An 18,344-nucleotide genomic window follows, 5' to 3' on the forward strand; every position below is an offset into this window, starting at 1 on the left:
CGTCCTGATCTAGGTTTTAGCTCACTGGGCCGGTTTGTAGATCTGGTCGAATATACCACCGTCGCCGAAATGATAAGGCTGTGCCTTCTTCCAACCACCGAAAAGCGGGTCGTCGATGGTGATCAGCTTGATAGGCGGCAGCTTGGCGAGATCCTCGGGCGGAACCAGTTCGGGCTTGGACGGCCGGTAATGGTTCTTGGCGATGATGGTCTGGCCTTCCTTGGAATAGAGGTAGCTCAGATAGGCCTCGGCCACCTTGCGCGTGCCCTTGGCGTCGACATTGGCATCGACCACGGCCACCGGCGGCTCGGCCAGGATCGAGGTCGGCGGATAGACGATGTCGAAATTGTCGGCGCCAAACTCGTCGAGCGCCAGATAGGCATCGTTTTCCCAGGCGATCAGCACGTCGCCAAGGCCTTTTTGCGCGAAGGTCACTGTCGAGCCGCGCGCACCGGTGTCGAGCACGGGAGCATTGGCATAGAGCTTGCCGACGAATTCCTTGGTCTTGGCTTCGTCGCCGCCATCATTGGCGTTGGCATAGGCCCAGGCCGCGAGATAGTTCCAACGCGCGCCGCCCGACGTCTTGGGGTTGGGCGTGATCACCTGGACGCCGTCCTTGACGAGGTCGTTCCAGTCGTGAATGCCCTTGGGATTGCCCTTGCGGACAAGGAAGATGATGGTCGAGGTGTAAGGCGCTGAATTGTTTTCGAATTTCTTGCGCCAATCGGGATTGATCTTTTTCGATTTGGAGACGATGGCATTGATGTCGCCTTCGAGAGCCAGCGTCACCACATCGGCGTCGAGGCCGTCGATCACGGCGCGGGCCTGGGCGCCCGATCCGCCATGTGACTGCTGGATCGTCACCGTCTCGCCGGTTTCTGTCTTCCAATGCGCGGCGAAGGCCTCGTCATAAGCCTTGTAGAGCTCGCGCGTCGGATCGTAGGACACGTTGAGAATGGTGGTGTCGGCAAACGCGAAACCGAGCGTGCCGAACTGGACAGATGTGGCGACCAGTGCGCCGAGCAGTTTCCTGAAATGAGGTTTGGTCATTTCTGCCTCCGTTGAACCCGCGCCAAATCTACCGAAATTATAGAAATTAGATGCATTGAATGTTGCCTTTTTTGCCTCCCTGGAGAAAATCTCCGGCGTTCTGCCGCGGCTATGAGAAATATTTTCCTCGCGGTTGCTCCGCGCCGGAGTCGGTCCGCCCTGTGGCCTATCTAGGGACGCGCGGTTGCCGGGCAAGTCTGCTTTGGGCAGGTCACTCGGCGGTCACCGGGAAATCGAAGCGCTGCTTTTGAAATGGCTCTTGGTCGAGCGTAAAATGCCACCATTCTCGCGCGTAGTTCCTGAAACCTCCAGCACGCATGGCATCGACGAGGAGCTTGCGGTTTGCCGCCGCTTCGGCGCCGAGCGGGCGATGCGCGGTCTCACTCGTCCGGTCGAAGCAGTCGAAGCCGGTGCCGAAATCGAGGGTGTTGGCATCGACCGCGCCGCAGGCCGGTTTCGACACGGACATACTGTCGGCCGGTGCGATGGCGATATCGACGGTCGAGCCGCGCGAATGTGCCGACTGGCGGGCGACATAGCCCTCGGCGATGAGGTCGCCGCGCTTGACCTTCGGATACCATTGCGGGTCCGGCGGCCCGCCCGCGGTCGTCCAATCGCCCATGTCGGCCACGGAGCGGGCAGGGCGATAGCAGTCGAACACGATCAGCGTCATGCCCCTGGCGACCATTGCCTTCTGGACCCCGGCAACGGCTAAGGCCGCCTGCCGGGCGAGGATGCAGACCGGCGCATCATAGCCGCTTACCTTGCGATGCAGAAAATTGTCGGCGCCGGAATAGCGGATGTCCTGGCGGATCGAGGCATCGATGGCGGCCAATCGGACGAAGCCGGTGGGCAGGGGATCGGCCGAGGCGGGAAGGGTGACTGCGAAGAAAGCCGCTAAAATGGCGGCTATACTGCGTAAGGTATGGCGTGGCACGCCCCCCTCTGCCCTGCCGGGCATCTCCCCCTCGAGGGGGGAGATTGGCAGCTTTTGCGTCGCGCGCCGCCGTTGGTCATTGCCGAAAGCGGCCTGGCCATCCGATCTCCCCCCTTGAGGGGGAGATGGCCGGCAGGCCAGAGGGGGGCGCCTCGCACCGGACATCAGGCAATTTATCCCTTATTCCCGGACCTCGAAAGGCCAGTCTCCTGAATCCCTTGACGCAGCCTATTCAACGAACACTTTCACACTGGCCGCCCGTCCCGCCGCGTCGATGACGGTCAGCGTCGAATAACCCGCGCCGTCGGGCTGCCATGTCGCGGTGCGGCGGCGATCGAGGCCGATGAGCGGCTTGCCGTTGGCCAGCCAGCGGAACGGCGCCCGGCCGCCTTGGAGCTTCAGCACCAGTGGCGACGCATCGGCCGAGTTGGTGGCGAGATCGACGCGGGCGCCATCCGGCGGGAAGATGATGGTCGGCGCGGGTTCGGTCGGGGTCGCCTGCACCAGGCCATCCGCGCCGGCGCCGAAGCGGGCAAGCGTCACCGGCAGGTCCTCGCGCTTGGGGGTGAAGGCGCCGGGCGGTTTGCCCGGCAGCGGTACGGTCGCCAGCCCCGAGCGGACAAAGCCTTCGAACAGGATCGGGGCGGCCGAGACATAGCCGGAAAGACCAGGCACCGCGCCGGCATCGGGCCGGCCGACCCAGACACCCAGCACATAGCGGCCGTCGAAGCCGACCGACCAGGCGTCACGGTAGCCGTAAGAGGTGCCGGTCTTGTAGGCAATGCCGCGCTGCAGGGCGCCTTCGGGTGGCTTCACACCCGACAAAATGTCGACGATCTGCCAGTTGGCCTGGTCGTTGAGGATGGTGGTGGTCGAACTCGCGGCGTTGGCCGGCTCGGTGCCGTCATGCAGCGAATGCGTCTTGCCGCCATTGGCGAGCCCTGTGTAGAGCTGGACCAGGTCGCGCAGCGTGACGCCGACGCCGCCGAGGCCGATGGCCAGGCCGGGCGCTTCATTGACCGGCAGGATCGGGTTGACGCCCGCCTGGCGGAAGCGCGCCGTCAGCCGTGCCGGGCCGACCGCGTCGAGCACGCGGATCGCCGGCACGTTGAGCGATAGTTGCAAAGCCTGGCGGATCGAGACATCGCCCTGATAGCCCATGTCGAAATTCTTCGGCCTGTAGCCGCTGAAATCGACCGGGCTGTCCTCGATCAGCGTTTCCTGCGCCACCAGTCCCTGCTCGAAGGCGAGGCCGTAGATGAACGGCTTCAGCGTCGAGCCGGGCGAGCGCACGACCTTGGTCATGTCGATCCAGCCGGAACGGCTGGAATCGAAGAAATTGGCCGAGCCGACTTCGCCCAGAATGTCGCCGGTGCGGGCATCGGCCAGCACCATGGCGACGGACAGACGCGGCCCGAGCTTGGTGGCGGCATCGCGCGCCACCTGTTCCAGTCCTTGCTGGACGCTTTTGCGGATCGTCAGCTTGAGCGGCTGACCCGGAACGGCCTTGGGAAGCATCGCATAGGAGGCATGCGCGGCAAGCGCCGGCAAGGTGCGGCGCAGGCCCGAGACATCGTCAAGTGCGGCGCGTGCCGCCTCGCGTTCGCCGATCAGGCCTGACGAGACCATGCGGCTCAGCACACGATCGCGCGCGGCGTGGGCGATCTGGAGGTTGCGGTCGGGCCGGCGCTTTTCCGGCAATTGGGGGAGGGCGACGAGAAGGGCGGCCTCGGAAACGGTGAGCCGCTTCGGTTCCTTGCCGAAATAGGCGAGCGAAGCGGCGCGCACGCCTTCCAGGTTGCCGCCATAGGGCGCCAGCGTGAGATAGCGCTCGAGGATGTCGCGCTTCGACAGCCGCCGCTCGATCTGGATGGCGCGCAGCATCTGCTTGATCTTGGAGCCGAGGCTGCGGCTTTCGCGCGGCTCGATCAGCCGGGCAAGCTGCATCGACAGGGTCGAGCCGCCGGAAACGATATGGCCGCTGGTGGCGAATTGGCCGGCGGCGCGGGCGAGAGCCAGCACATCGACGCCCTCATGGTCCCAGAAGCGCTTGTCCTCATAGGTGACCAACATGTCGACGAACTGCTTGTCGACCTGGTCCAGCCGGGTCTCCAGCCGCCAGTAGCCGTCAGGCGTCGCGAAGGCGCGCAACAGCTGGCCGTCGCGGTCCTGGACTTCGGCGGAGACGGTCAGAGTTGCGGGCAATGGTGGGGGGAAGGCGCGGTCGAGTTCCCAGAGGGCGGCGGTGGCGATTGCCGCAACGACGGCTAGCGATGCTCCCGCAATGGCGGCCCGCCAAATGAATTTCTTGGAGAGCATGGCGCTGCCCCTCATCCGCCTGCCGGCACGACGGCCCTTCGGGCGTTCGCCGTTCGAAAAGCCAAGCAATTGGCTTTTCGTCCGCTGCGCGGACCACGGCTCACCTCCCCGAATAGTGACGGGGAGAAGGGAGCTGTCGCGGCGGTCGGCGCTAGCCCCTTTCTCCCCGTCACTATACGGGGAGAAATGCCCGGCAGGGCAATGAGGGGCAGCGCAAGCCTCACGTTCATATCCGCCAAGGCACCTTACGGCGCCTTGATCTCCATCATGCCGGTGGCGGTGCGGGCCGAATATTGCGGCCGGTACATGTCCTCCACCGCTGCCGCCGGATGGGCATAGGTGCCCGGCGTGACGGCGCGCACGACATAGGCAAGCGTCAGATTGTGGTCGTGGTCGCCGTCGGCCGGGTTGAATGCCGCGACGAAGCGGTCGTCGCGGAATTCCAGATGCGCGGCGTCGGTCTGTGCCAGCCAGGAGAAGTTCGTCAACTGGGCGCTGGAAACCAGCCCCGGATTGTCGATCTCGAAGCCGGCCGGCAACAGGTCGGTAACCAGCAGGCGCGACGGCCAGCTGTTCTGCTCGGTGACCTTGAGCACGACGACATAGCGTTCGTTCTGGGTGGCCTCAGTCACATTGGCTTCGGTGCCGTCGAGCTTGTAGTAGGTGCGGCTGATGGTGAAGCCGTCGCCGCCGGCCGGCAAGGGCTGGATCGGCGACGCCACGGTGGTGACGACGGCCTGCAGCGGGGTCTTGCCGGTGTTGGCGATTTCGAGCGGGCTGTCGACCAGGTCGGAGCCGTTGACCTGGTTGGAATAGCCGCCGGAATGCGGCGCGCCGTTGACGGTCAGTGCGATGGAGTCATTGCCCTCCTTCAGCGCACGCGCCGCCAGCAGCATCCAGGAATCGTCCTGGGTGCTGGTCCAGCGGGCTTCGGCGCGTTTCCTTGTCACCAGCTTGATCAGCTCGGGCACGATCGTCGATACCGGCTTCGATTCCGCCGCCAGCGACAGCATCGCCGCGCCGTCACGCAATGCCGAGCCGTAGTCGGAACGGTACCAGTCGTAGTCGGTGCTCGACTTGGCCAGTTGCAGCGCGGTCTTGAACGTCGCCTCCGAACGCTGCGTGTCGCCATAGAGCGCAAGGCTCGCCGCCAACTGGGCGACGGCCATCGGGCTCGAGAAGGCTTCGAGCTGGGTGTCGGCGTAGTAGCGCAGATCGCCGATCGAGGCCTTCTTGTTGCGGGCCAGCACGTAGAGGGCGTAGGCGATCTCGCTACCGCGGTCCTGTACGCTCTGGTCGTAGCCGAGCGAGTTCTGCAGGTTGTTCAGGGCCTGGTTCATCGCCAGAGCCGGCACGTCGTATTTCTGCTCCCGCGCCCTGGTCAGGAATTCGCTGACATAGGCGTCGAGCCACAGATCGCCGGAGCCCGGACCCCACAGGCCGAAGCTGCCGCTCGAGGACTGGTAGCTCAGGACCTTGTAGATCGCATCCTGGATGCGCCCGTGCAGTTCAGGGTCGCTTTCCATGCCGACGCCTGATGCCATCTCGTTGACGTAGAGAAGCGGCATGGCGCGGCTGGTGGTCTGCTCGGCGCAACCATAGGGGTAACGATCGAGCGTCATCAAGAGCGACGGCACGTCGAAGGCCGCAGCCTGCGAAACGCCGACGCTGACCGATGCGCCTTCGAGCAGGCTGGCAGCCAGCAGCTCCTTGTCGACGCGAAGCGCGCCGCCATTGCCCTTGAGGTCGACCACGAGGCGCGTGGTGACCGGCAATTGGGCCGGACGCACCGGGACATAGAGCGTCTGCTCGACCTTGGTGCCGTCCGCATGCGCCAGCTTGATGGTCAGCGAGGCATTGCCCGCCGTCTTTGCGATCAGCGGCACGGTCAAGGTCTGGCGCTTACCCTGGGCGAGCGTCAGCTTCTGGGGCAGGGGCTTGTCACCTGTCGACAGGTCCCCCGTCGTATCGATCGACAGCGCATAGTCGCCGGCCGGTCCGTCGGTGTCGGCAACGTCGAGACGCATGACGGCGTTGTCGCCAGGCGCCAGGAAGCGCGGCAGGCCGGCGGTGATCACAACGGGATCACGCACGATCACGTCCGACTGGGCATGGCCGATCGCCTCCTTGGTCCAGGCGACAGCCATGACGCGCACGGTGCCGTTGAACTGCGGGATGTCGAAGTCGATCCGCGCCTTGCCGTCGGCGTCGAGCTGGACGATGCCGGAGAAGAAGGCGACCAGTTTTTCAGTGGGCGGGCTGCCTTGCGTCTGCATGTTGGCGCCGTCACCGCCGGTCCTGAGCTTGCCGGTGGTGCCCAGCGAGCCATCGATCAGGCGGCCGTAGATGTCGCGGATCTCCATGCCCAGCATGCGCTGGCCAAAGAACCAGTTCTCCGGATCCGGCGCCTTGTAGTTGGTCAGGTTGAGGATGCCGACATCGACGGCGGCAACGGTGACATAGGCGTTGGTGCCCGGCTGCACGCCGGCCACGGAAACCGGGATCGACAGCTGCTGGCGCGGCATTGTCTTGTCCGGCGGCGTGAGCGTGACGGCAAGCTTCTTGGCGCCCGGATCGACGGTGAGCCATTTCACGCCGATGGCGCGGGCGGGCATGCGCGTTTCCTGCGCGTCGCCCGGCCGGAAAAGGGTTGCCGTGACATAGGCGCCGGCGCCCCAGTCGTCGCCAACCGGGATGTCGACGGTGCTGCCGCCGGCCGGCACGGTCGCCGTGATGGTTTTCAGCAGCTTGTCGGAGCCGATGTTGATCAGTAATTCGCCGGCAAAATGCGGCGAGATTTTCAGCTTTGCCACTTCGCCCGCGGCATAATTGTCCTTGTCGAGAGCGATCTCCAGGCCGTCAGGCGTTTCGGTGGTGGTCGAGGCGACATACCAGCCGGCGTCGAATTCATAGCTGGTCGCCGGCCCCTCGGGATCCGATGTCTCGACCTCGAGCCTGTACTGGCCCCAGTCGACAGGTACGGAGACGGCGGCGTCGCCATCGGCGTTGAGATCGATCTGGCCGTTGGCGATCGATTTGGTGAAGCTCACCGGCTCGTAGTTCCAGGAGTTGTTGGAGCGGTACCACTGATAATTGCGTTCGACCTTGACCAGCGTCCACTGCGCGCCTTTCAGCGCCTCGCGCTTGCCGTCGGGATCGACGGCGATCAGGCTGAACTTGGCCGTGCCGCCCTGCGGCACTTCACCATCGGCGAAATCCGGACGAATGCCGATCATATGGCCTTGCGGGCGGATGCCGATGTTGAGCGAGCGCTCGATGGCGCGGCCACCGGTTTCGCGCATGCGCACCGTCACCTTGCCGTCGACCAGCTTGGTGGTCGAGGGCAATTGGTCGACGGAGATCGGGAAGGTCGCTTTGCCGTCATCGCCGACCACCGGCAGATCGGCGAGCGGCGTGACCGTGGGCTCCGCCGACTGCTCGTCGGCGAGGCCGAAGGAAAAGTCGGGGAAGCGGTCCCAGTCCCGGGACGTCGACAGGGTCAGTTCGCCTTCCAGCGCCAGGCCCGCCGCCGGCGCGCCATAGAGGAAGCGGCCGTCAATGTTGATGTTGGCGGTTTCGCCCCGCGCAATCTCCTGCTTGTCGGCCTTCATGTCGAACTCGATGCGATCCGGCACGAAGTCCTCGACCAGGAACATCTGGCTGGCAACCGCCGGCTGCTTGGGGTCGGTGTGGATCGACACCGACCATGTGCCGCGCATGGCGTTGGCTTCGAGCGGCAGGTCGACGGCGTGGCCGCCGGCCGATGCGCCGTCGCTGACGATGCGGCGGTCCTCGACGCCATCGGGACGCGAGAAGATAAAGGTCAGCGGCAGGTTCTCGACCGCCTTGGCCGCGCCGTCGCGGGCAAGCGCGGCGACATGGACGTCCTCACCGGCGCGATAGATGCCGCGTTCGGTCCAGGCATAGACGTCGAGCGCGCCCGGTGCGGCGCGTCCGGTGACGCCGCGGTCGGACAGGTCGAAGCCGGCCTTTGACATATCGAGGAAGACGAAATCATTGTCCCCCTGCTTGGCCATCAGCACGGCCGGCACCATGCCGCCGTCACCGCGCGTCAGGCCGGGGTTGAAGACGGCATGGCCGTTCGCATCCGACGTCGCGGTTCCGAGAACCTCGTTGTTACGAGCAACCAGTGTCAGTTCGGCCCCGGCAATCGGCTTGGCGCTACCCAGCGAACGGGCAAAGACGTTGAGCCCGTCCTGGCCGGTGTAGGTCGACAGGCCGATGTCGGAGACGACGAACCACTGCGTGGCCAGCGAACCGTAATCGTCGCTCTTGTCGTTGACGGCCTTGGCCGTCAGCACATAGACGCCGGGCTTGCGCTGCGGCAGCGCTTCGTCGACCGGGAAGGAGGTGGTGACCTCCTTGTTGAGATCGTTGACGATGTCGAGTTGGCCCTGCCAGACCGGCGCGCCCATCTGCTCGGAAATGTTGGAAATGTCATAGCCGTCGAGCTGGTGCAGGAACTGGTAGCCCGACAGCAGCTGCGCCAGCGAGCGGTCGCCGATGCGGTAGAGCTTCATCTCGGCGGCGTTCATGTTGACGGTGACGACCGGAATGCCGCGGCGCGCGCCGGCCGGCAGCACGAAGCTGTCGCCGGTGAAGCGGGCGGATGGCGCGCGGTCCTGCACATAGATCGACAGCACCACGGGGGCAGCGGTCACTTCGCCGATCGCGGCCGGCAGGCCGGCGCGGAAGGTGACGTCATAGTGCTGGCCGTGTTCGAGCCCTTCGACGCAGATCTGCTTGTCCTTGGCCTCGATGCCCTTGGGCGCGGCGTTGTCGACGGTGACGAACTGCGCGTAGTCGACGCCGGTCTTGACCAGATCCTCGGAGAATTGCGCGCAGATGCGCGGCGCGCTGGTGTCGGCATCGACAGAGTGATCGATGACGCGGAATCCCTTGCGGGCCTTCAGATCGGCATAGTCGGCCTGGACCGCGGGCGAGCTTTCCAGCGCAAGGCTGGCTTCATAGGCCTGCAGCGCCGGCCGGTAGAGATCGCGCTTGTCGAGACCATTGCCGAGCAGCGCCAGCACTTCGGCGCGCGTCTTGGTGGTGCGCAGCAACTTGTAGGCGTTGAAGGCGGCCGACGTGGCGTTTGCCGGCAAAGTTGAGGCTTCGGAGGTGCTCGCGGCGGGCTGCACGGCCAGCGTTTCGCGCGCCAGCTTGAGCCAGAGCTGGCCGTCATCCGGCATGACCGAGACAGCGGCCTCGTATTTCTGCATGGCGGAGCGATGGTCGCCGGTCTGTACGGCTTGTTCGGCCGAGTTGATCAGCGCCGCCATGCCCTCCGTCGGCTTGTCAAAGGCAGGGCCAAGCAGCTTGTTGCGGTATTGCTGGGCCTGGTCGGCCATCCAGTTGGGGAAGAAGGCGAGTTCCGGCGGCGCGCCGATATCTGGATCGCCGTCGATGTTGACGACCTTGCCGGCGACCGCGCCGTTGAAGGATTTCAACTGGTTATAGTCGGATTTGAGAAAGCACCATTTGGCCTTGGTGTTGTAGGTGAAGGCGCGGCAGGTCGGATCGCCGAGGCATGTCGTCTTGCACTGGTCGAGCGTGACGTTCTGGTCGGACCTGAGATCGAAGCCGAAATAATCGGAATTGTCCGTCGTTGCGATTCTTCGCGCTTCCGCCGCTTGCGCGACGCTACCACAGGCAAAGAAAAGAAGGACGAGAATCGACAGACCACGAGCCGCGCGCATTGCCATAACACCCTCCAGACAATTGCAGACGTCCGGGCATGTTCAAGCTTCAGTCAGGCTTGTCAACGCGCGGACGCGGCAGGTCTCCGCCTGCCAACGGTTTATTTTCCGGCCAAGGACCGGTATGCGGACAGTAACCTCCACGGGAAGGGGATCACGCTTTCTTGCGGAAACGCAGAAGGTGTGAATTCCAAGCCCACCCTATTTCAGACAATTGGATTGTGGCCCCTTTACGAGCGCTTCAGAACTTCATTCCAATTTTAGTTTTGTAACCTAGGTTGTCTTAATGCCGGCGCATGAAGAGCAGATGTCAGGAGGGACCGCGCCAGGGCGCGTGCTTCCGCGCGCCCTGCTTTTGGCCATGATGTGCGGGACCGCGCTGATCGCCGAATCAAGATCCGTGGCCGCGTTCGAGCTTTTCGGCATCAAGCTGTGGGGATCGTCCAGCGACGAGGACGCGGACATTGTCGATCCGCTGCGCTACGCGGTGACCATCTCCGCGCCCGACGCCGACAAGGACCTCGTCAAGAAGCTCGAAAACGCCTCGGCGCTGAAAGGCGACGAGGACCGGCCCGTTTCGGGTTCGCTCGGGCTGATGGCCAAGGCGCGCGGCGACCGCGAACAGCTGGTCGCCGCACTTTATGCCGATGCCCGCTATGAAGGCGTCGTCACCATCACCATCGACGGCAAGCCGCTCGACGAACTGCCTCCGGACGCCGAGTTCAAGGGTCCGCAGCCTATCCCTGTGGCGATCAATATCGCCACAGGCCCCAAATTCACCCTTGGCGACATCCGGCTGGAGGGCGACGCGGCGGGGCTGATGAGCGCCGATTATGGGCTGATATCCGGCGGCGACGCCGGATCGGGCGCGGTGCTCAAGGCCGAGGCGCTGATCGTGCGGACGCTGAAGGAGCAGGGCAGGCCGCTGGCCAAGGTGACCGACCGGCATATCGTCGCCGACCATGCCACATCGACGCTCGATGTTACGCTGACGGTCGCAGCCGGGCCGGTCGCCGGCTATGGCGCGACCACCGTGGAAGGCACCGAGAAGGTCGACAGGGACTTCACCGAATACATGACCGGGCTGAAGCGCGGCAGGCAATACTCGCCACAGGAGATCAGCGACGCGCGCGACAGGCTGCTGGCGCTCGAGGTCTTCAACAGCGTGACGTTCAAGGAAGCCGACAAGCTCGACGCCGACGGCAACATTCCGATCGGCGTCCAGGTCAGCGAGCGCAAGCCGCGCTTTTTCGGCCTTGGCGGCACCTTCTCGAACACCGAGGGGCTTGGCCTCGAGGGCTACTGGGGGCACCGCAACCTGTTTGGCCGCGCGGAAAAGCTGCGCATCGACGGCGCCATCAGCGGCATCGGCAGCAACAATCTGTCCGAACTGAACTACAATGCCGGCATCATGTTCGAGAAACCCGGCGTGATCGGACCGGCGTCGAAGTTCTTCGCCAGCGTCAAGACCGTGCTCGAGCATCCGGATGCGTACGACCATTTCTCGGTCAAGGGCAGCACCGGCCTGTCCTACGAACTCGACAAGAAGCAGACCGTGTCGGCCGAGGTGGCGCTCGATTATTCGCGCATCCATGACGCCTTCGGCAAGCACACCTACCTAATCGCCAGCATTCCGCTGCAATATGTCTATGACAACAGGGACAGCAGGTTGAACCCGACCAGGGGCTTCAGGGTGCTCGCCTATGCCGAGCCGAGCTACGACATACTGAGTGGTGCGGCCTTCCTCAAGCTGAAGGGCGAGGGATCGGCCTATCAGTCGGTGGATACCGCGTCGAAATTCGTGCTGGCTGAGCGTGTCGCCATCGGCTCGATCGTCGGTACCGGGCTGCAGAACGTCCCGGCCGACCGGCGCTTCTATTCCGGCGGCGGCGGCTCGGTGCGCGGCTATGCCTATCAGGGCATCGGCCCCAAGGATTTCACCGGCCAGCCGATCGGCGGCCTGTCCTTCTTCGAGACCTCGGTGGAGATGCGCATCGCCGTCACCGACACGATCGGGATCGTGCCCTTCGTCGATGCCGGCACGGTATCGACGAAGTCGGTTCCCAACTTCTCCGACGTCAAGGTCGGCGCCGGTGTCGGCCTGCGCTATGTCACGCCGTTCGGGCCGTTGCGCATCGACGCGGCCGTGCCGCTCAACCGTGATCCCGGCGACCCGCATTTCGGCATCTATGCCGGCATTGGCCAGGCCTTCTGACGATGAAAACGGTCTGGCGCATCCTTCGCATTGTCCTCTACACGCTGCTGATCATGGTCGCGGGCGCGATCGGCGCGCTCGTCGTGCTGACCAAGACCGAGCGTGGGCGCGACAATCTCGCCGGCATCATCTCGCGGCTCGCCTCGAGCGAGGATCGCAAGGTCACCGTCAGCGGCATCGACGGCATCTGGTCGGGTAATCTCAGCGTCGACCATGTCGTGCTTGAGGATCGCGAGGGCGCCTGGCTGGTGGCGCGCAAGGTGGCCGTCGACTGGTCGCCGACGGCGCTGCTGTCGAAAAGCTTCAGCGCCGACCGGATCGCCGCCGGGCGCATCGAACTGGCGCGCCTGCCGGTGGCCGGTTCGCAGCCGCCGGCGCAGGGCGGCACGACGACTCTGCCTGTCTCCATCGACATCAAGCAGATCGACCTGCCGGAAATCGCGCTCGGCGAGCAACTGGCCGGCAGCGGTATCGCCGAGCTCGCAGCCAAGGGAATGCTCAAGGCCGATGCCGCGCCACTGGCGGTCCAGACGGTGCTCAACGTCACCCGTCACGACGGCAAACAGGGCAATGTCGATGCCAATATCCATTTCGCACCCGCCGACAACAAGCTGGACCTCGACCTCAAGGCGTCGGAGCCGGCCGGCGGCATCATTGCCAACCTGCTCAAGCTGCCGGATGCGCCGCCGGTCGATATCGTCGTTTCGGGCAGCGGACCACTTGCCAACTGGAGCGGTGTCGGCACTTTCCTCGTCGACCATCGGATCGTCACCCAACTTACTGGCCGCCACCAGCTCACCGACAAGGGCAATCATGTCGAGGCCAAGGGCGACGGCGATTTTGCGCGCTTCCTGCCGGAAAACCTGAAGCCGCTGTTTGCCGGCAAGACCAGCTTCGATGTCGCGGGCACCGCCACATTGGCGGGCGGCATCAGCATCGACCGGGCCAGCATCGAGAGCGATGCGGTGCACGGCACCGCCTCCGGCATTGCCGATCCTGCCGGTGCCAGCGACCTGTCGCTCGAACTCGCCGCCAAGGGCCCGCCCGTGGTGATCAGCGTCGGCAGCAAGGCGCAGCCGATCACCCTCGCGATCAAGAACGCCACCGCACGCGCCTTCGGCGACGGCAAGGCGCCGATCGTCGACATCGGCGCCTCCTTCGTTTCGATCGTCGTCGGCGGCACGCGGCTGGATGATCTGGCGGCGCAAATCCATTCCGATGGTTTCGATATCCAGAATCGCGCCGGCCCGGTTGCCGTCAAGCTGGAGGCGGGCGGCCTGAAAACCGACGTCGCGACACTGGCGCCGCTGATCACCGGCAAGGTCGACGTCGATCTGGCCGGCTCAATCAGCAAGGACGCCATTATTGCCATCGATCAGGGTACGCTGCGCTCCGATGCGCTCAATGCGTCGCTGACGGCGACGGTGGCGCTGGCCGACATGTCGATGCAGCTCAAAATGAATGCCGACGCGGTGGCGACCGCGTTCCCGCAGCAGATCGCCTCGGTGCTCGGCGGGAGGGTGAAATTCTCGGCCGCTGCATCGCGCGATCCGCAGGGATCTTTCGCTGCGAACTCGATCGAACTCACTTCCGGATCGCTCAGCGCCAGCGGTACGGCCAGCATGCAAGGCACGGACATCCAGGCCGACATCAAGGGCAAATTGGGCGACGTTTCGGTGTTGTCGCCAACGGTCGGTGTGCCGGTTGCCGGCGGGGTCGATTTCGCGTTGTCGGCAACCGGCGCGATCACCGCTCCGGATTTCACCGTTAGCGCCGACAGCGACAGCCTGACCGCTTCGGGCCGCACGGTGAAGGCCATCAAGCTGACCGCGAGCGGCAAGGCCGACATAACGAACCCTTCCGCCAACGTCTCGCTGACCGGCGCCGTCAACGACCAGCCGCTCGACATCAAGGCGGCCCTGGTGACCAGCGAGGGCAAGCGCTCGATCAACGGCTTCCTGGTCTCGCTGGGCGATAACAAGGTCTCGGGCGACCTGGCGCTCGACGACAAGTTCATGCCCCTGGGCACGCTGACGCTCGCCGCACCGGCAATCGACCAGTTGGCCGCGCTCGCCGGCCAGGCGGTGACCGGCGACATCAACGGCACCATCCTCTTTGCCAAGGACGGCGACGCATCCTCCATTGCCATCGATACCAAGAGCACATCGGTCGCGCGTGGCGAGGTGACTGCCAAGGCGATCGCCATCAATGCGCTGATCGCCAATTATCTCAAGGCGCCGGCGATGTCGGGCACCATCAAGGCTGATGCGGTCACTTCGGGAAGCACCGAAATCGGCGCCATCGGCGTCGACCTCAAGCGCGACGGCGACTGGACCAATTTCACTGGCGGCGCCACGATCGCGGGCATTCCGGCGACCGCTGCCGGCCGGGTTAAGATCGCCGATGGCACCACCAGCGTCGAGATTGCTTCGGGCGAAGCCACCGTTCGCGGCATCAAGGCGGCGATTGCCGAGCCGTCCGCCCTGTCCATCGCCAACGGCACGGCCAATATCGACAAGTTGGCGCTTGATGTTGGGGGCGGCCAGGTGGCGCTGTCGGGCAGCGCCGGCGAGACGCTCGATCTGGCGGCGCAGGTCTCGGCGTTGCCTGCCGCCCTTGCCAATGCGTTTTCGCCTGGCCTGGATGCCGCGGGCACGCTTGACGGTATCGCTGAAGTGAGCGGAGCGCCGGCCGCTCCCGACATCCGGTTCAACGCGAAGCTGGCCGGCGCCGAGACGAGCCAGACCCGACAGGCGGGGCTCGGACCACTCGCCGTCGATGCGGCCGGCAGCTACACGATTGCCGGAGGCGTTGTCCTCGACCATGCCACCCTCTCCGGTGACAAGGTCTCCGGCCAGGCCACCGGAACCATCAACCCGAACGGGGCCAGCGATTTCGCGATCGATCTGACCTCGTCCGGCCCCAGCCTGCCGCTGACGGTCGGAAGCACCGAGAGCCCGGTCAAGATCGAGGTCCGGTCAGTGTCGGCCAAAATCGCGGGCGAAAGCACGCATGCCCGGCTGGACCTTTCCGCGATCCTGCCCTCGGTCGTCACCAGCCCGGCAAAGGTGGACGGACTTACCCTGACCCTGCACTCGGATGCGTTCGATCTCAGGAATCGCGCCGGGCCGGTTTCCGGAACGGTGTCGGTCGACAAGGTTGGGCTCGACAATCCGACGATCGCGCCGCTCATCGCGGGCAAGGTCACGGCGGCGCTCAACGCCCGGCTGAGCGCCGACGCCGTCGCCATCGACAGCGGCACGCTGAAAAGCGATGCGCTCAGCAGCCAGGTCGCCGGCCAGGTATCGCTGCGTGACGGTGCCATCGACCTCAACCTGAAGGCGGATGCGCCATCGTCTGCGTTGCCGGCGGGGGCACGCGGCATGCTTGGCGACCGCGCCCAGATAAGCGCCACTCTGAAGCGCGAGCCCAGCGGCAATCTCAACATAGGTGGATTGAAGCTCACTTCGGGCCCGCTGAGCGCCGACGGGCAGGCAAGCCTTGCCGACAACAAGGTGACCGCCGACATCAAGGGTGCGCTGAGCGACATCTCGCGATTGTCGAAGGATGCCACGGGCGCCATCGCTTTCGCGCTGAGCGCGCAAGGGTTGGCCATGGCGCCCGACCTGTCGCTTACCATCAACAGCGACAAGCTCTCGGTGGCATCTCGCGAGATAACCGGATTGAAGCTCACCGCCACCGGCAAGGCGGACGCCGCCAATCCGGCGGCCAATGTCCAGCTTACCGGCAATGTCGCCGGCCAGGCGCTGCAGGGGAGTGCCGTGCTGGCAACGGCGAACGGCAAGAGCGCCATCAATGGCCTGCTCCTGTCGCTGGGCAAGAACAGGATTTCAGGCGATCTGGCACTGGACGACAAGTTCGTGCCCGAAGGCACCATCTCGCTCGACCTGCCCGATATTGGGCCGCTCGCCGCGCTGGCGCTGGAAAAGGCGGAAGGCGACGTGCGCGGCACGATCGCCTTCTCGAAGACCGGGGCGGCACCCCAGGTCGCCATCAAGGCGGCTACCGCCTCGATCACGCGCGGCGACCTCCAGGCGAAGGCCGTTTCCATAGATGCGCTGATCGCCAACTATCTCGCGGCTCCGGTCATCTCGGGCAAGATCCGCGCCGATACCGTCACATCGGGCGGCACCGTGATCCGCGGCATCGATGTCGATTTGAAACGCGACGGCGACTGGACCGGCTTCTCCGGCGGCGCCACGGTGAAGGGCATTCCAGCCAGGGCAGCCGGACGCGTGAAGGTAGCCGGTGGCACCACCACCATCGAGCTTGCGTCAGGGCAGGCGACCGTCCAGGGCATCAAGGCAGCCATCGCCCAGGCCTCGACCGTCAGCATCGCCAATGGCACGACGACGCTGGACAGGCTGGTGCTCAATCTTGGCGGCGGCACCGCGACGGTAACCGGCAAGGTCGGGCAGGCGCTCGACATCAATGCAGTGCTGGCGCGCGTGCCGATGTCGCTCGCCAACAGTTTCTCACCCGGGCTCGATGCAGCGGGTTCCATCTCCGGCACGGTAAAGGTGACGGGCGCACCGGCGAGCCCCGCCATTGCCTTCAACATCGACGCGGCCGGGGTGCAGACGTCGCAGACCCGTAGCGCCGGCGTTGGTGCGGTGAGTGTTGCCTCGTCGGGTACCTTTGCCGGCAACAAGCTGACCTTCGACGCCAATGTCAGCGACGGCGCCGGGCTTGGCCTCAAGGGCGGCGGCACGGTGACGACGGTGGGCACTCCGGCGCTGGTGCTCGACTTCAATGGCGCCGTGCCGTTCGGCCTTCTCAGTGAGAAACTTGCCGCGCAGGGCTTGTCGCTGACCGGCAACGCCAACGTGAATGTCCAGGTGCGCGGTCCAGCGACATCTCCGGTGATCGGCGGCAGCGTCAAAACCTCCGGCGCGCGGCTGGTCGACGCACGCTCGGGCCTTGCAGTCAACGATATCGCGGCCGATGTCTCGATAGGCAACGGCGTCGCCACGATCAATCGGTTGACCGGAACCCTGTCGACGCGCGGCAGCCTGTCGGCCAGCGGTACCGTCGGTATCAATCCGGCGCAAGGCTTCCCAGCCGACCTGTCGATCAAGCTCACCGATGGCCGCTACACGGATGGACGCGTGGTGACCGCCAACCTTGGCGGCGACCTGACGATCAAAGGGCCGCTGACTTCGGCGCCGGCGATTGCCGGCACCGTCAACCTGGCCAAGACCGTCATCACGGTTCCGGACAAATTGCCCGGCTCGCTCTCGGCGCTTGACGTCAAGCACAAGAATGCGCCGGGTCCGGTCAAGGCACAGGACAAGGCGCTGCGCCCGGCGACGACCAGCGGCAAGAGCGGCGGCAGCGGCCTTGCGCTCGACGTCACGGTCAATGCGCCGAACCAGATCTTCATCCAGGGCAGGGGTGTCGACGCCGAACTCGGCGGCTCGCTCAGGCTGACCGGCCCGGCCTCGTCGCCGCAAGCCGTCGGCACCTTCACCTTGCAGCGCGGCCGGCTGTCGATCCTTGGCAAGCGGCTGACCTTCACCGAAGGCACGGTCGGGTTCTCCGGCTCGCTGGTGCCTTACCTCAATCTGACGGCGACGACGACCACGACCGGCGCGACCGTCACCATCGTGGTGTCGGGCGAGGCGACAAATCCGAAATTCACCTTCAGTTCCGTGCCGGCGCTGCCGGAGGATGAAGTGCTGGCGCAACTGATCTTCGGGCGGTCGATGTCGAACCTCTCGCCGTTGCAGATCGCGCAGCTGGCAGAAGCGGCCGGGCAACTGGCCGGGGTCGGCGGCTCGACGTCGCTGCTGGAGAATCTGCGCAGCGCCATCGGCGTCGACGATCTCGATGTCACCACCGACGACAAGGGCGGCACGGCGGTTTCGGCCGGCAAATATCTCAACGACCGTACCTATGTGACCATCCAGAAGGGCGACAAGCCGGGTTCCGGCAAGGCGACCATCGACCTCAATGTCGGGCGCGGGGTCAAATTGCGCGGCGAGGCGACGGACGCCGGTGAAGCCAAGGGCGGCATCTTCTACGAGAAGGAATATTGACGGCCTGGCCCCTGCCTTGGCCTGGACTGGCGCTGTCGTAACCG

Annotated in this window: 6 protein-coding genes; 2 read left to right on the forward strand and 4 right to left on the reverse strand. The window is 65.1% G+C overall.

Annotated elements, in window-relative coordinates:
* Window positions 1–21: 21 nt before the first annotated feature.
* The 4 genes from EN861_RS25420 to EN861_RS25445 form a co-directional block, all read right to left on the reverse strand.
* Window positions 22–1,050 carry a sulfate ABC transporter substrate-binding protein gene (locus EN861_RS25420; protein WP_127278932.1) on the reverse strand — a complete coding sequence of 343 codons (1,029 nt, stop codon included), beginning with the start codon at window positions 1,048–1,050 and terminating at the stop codon, window positions 22–24.
* Between the two features lie 211 nt (window positions 1,051–1,261).
* On the reverse strand, window positions 1,262–2,011 hold the full coding sequence (locus EN861_RS25425) for a M15 family metallopeptidase (RefSeq protein ID WP_135866282.1): 750 nt from the start codon (window positions 2,009–2,011) through the stop codon (window positions 1,262–1,264).
* Between the two features lie 204 nt (window positions 2,012–2,215).
* Window positions 2,216–4,306: a penicillin-binding protein 1C gene (gene pbpC, locus EN861_RS25435; RefSeq protein ID WP_245512111.1), complete on the reverse strand. Its 2,091-nt coding sequence runs from the start codon at window positions 4,304–4,306 to the stop codon at window positions 2,216–2,218.
* 245 nt (window positions 4,307–4,551) lie between these two features.
* Window positions 4,552–10,032, reverse strand: a complete 5,481-nt coding sequence (locus tag EN861_RS25445; protein WP_135866285.1) for an alpha-2-macroglobulin family protein — start codon at window positions 10,030–10,032, stop codon at window positions 4,552–4,554.
* A gap of 280 nt (window positions 10,033–10,312) precedes the next feature.
* Here EN861_RS25445 and EN861_RS25450 point away from each other — a divergent pair, with 280 nt between their 5' ends.
* Window positions 10,313–12,241: an autotransporter assembly complex family protein gene (locus EN861_RS25450; protein ID WP_135866287.1), complete on the forward strand. Its 1,929-nt coding sequence runs from the start codon at window positions 10,313–10,315 to the stop codon at window positions 12,239–12,241.
* Window positions 12,242–12,243: 2 nt separating this feature from the next.
* On the forward strand, window positions 12,244–18,300 hold the full coding sequence (locus EN861_RS25455; RefSeq protein WP_135866289.1) for a translocation/assembly module TamB domain-containing protein: 6,057 nt from the start codon (window positions 12,244–12,246) through the stop codon (window positions 18,298–18,300).
* Window positions 18,301–18,344: the final 44 nt, after the last annotated feature.

The organism is Mesorhizobium sp. M8A.F.Ca.ET.218.01.1.1, from assembly GCF_004791165.1.
In the GTDB taxonomy this organism is placed as follows: domain Bacteria; phylum Pseudomonadota; class Alphaproteobacteria; order Rhizobiales; family Rhizobiaceae; genus Mesorhizobium.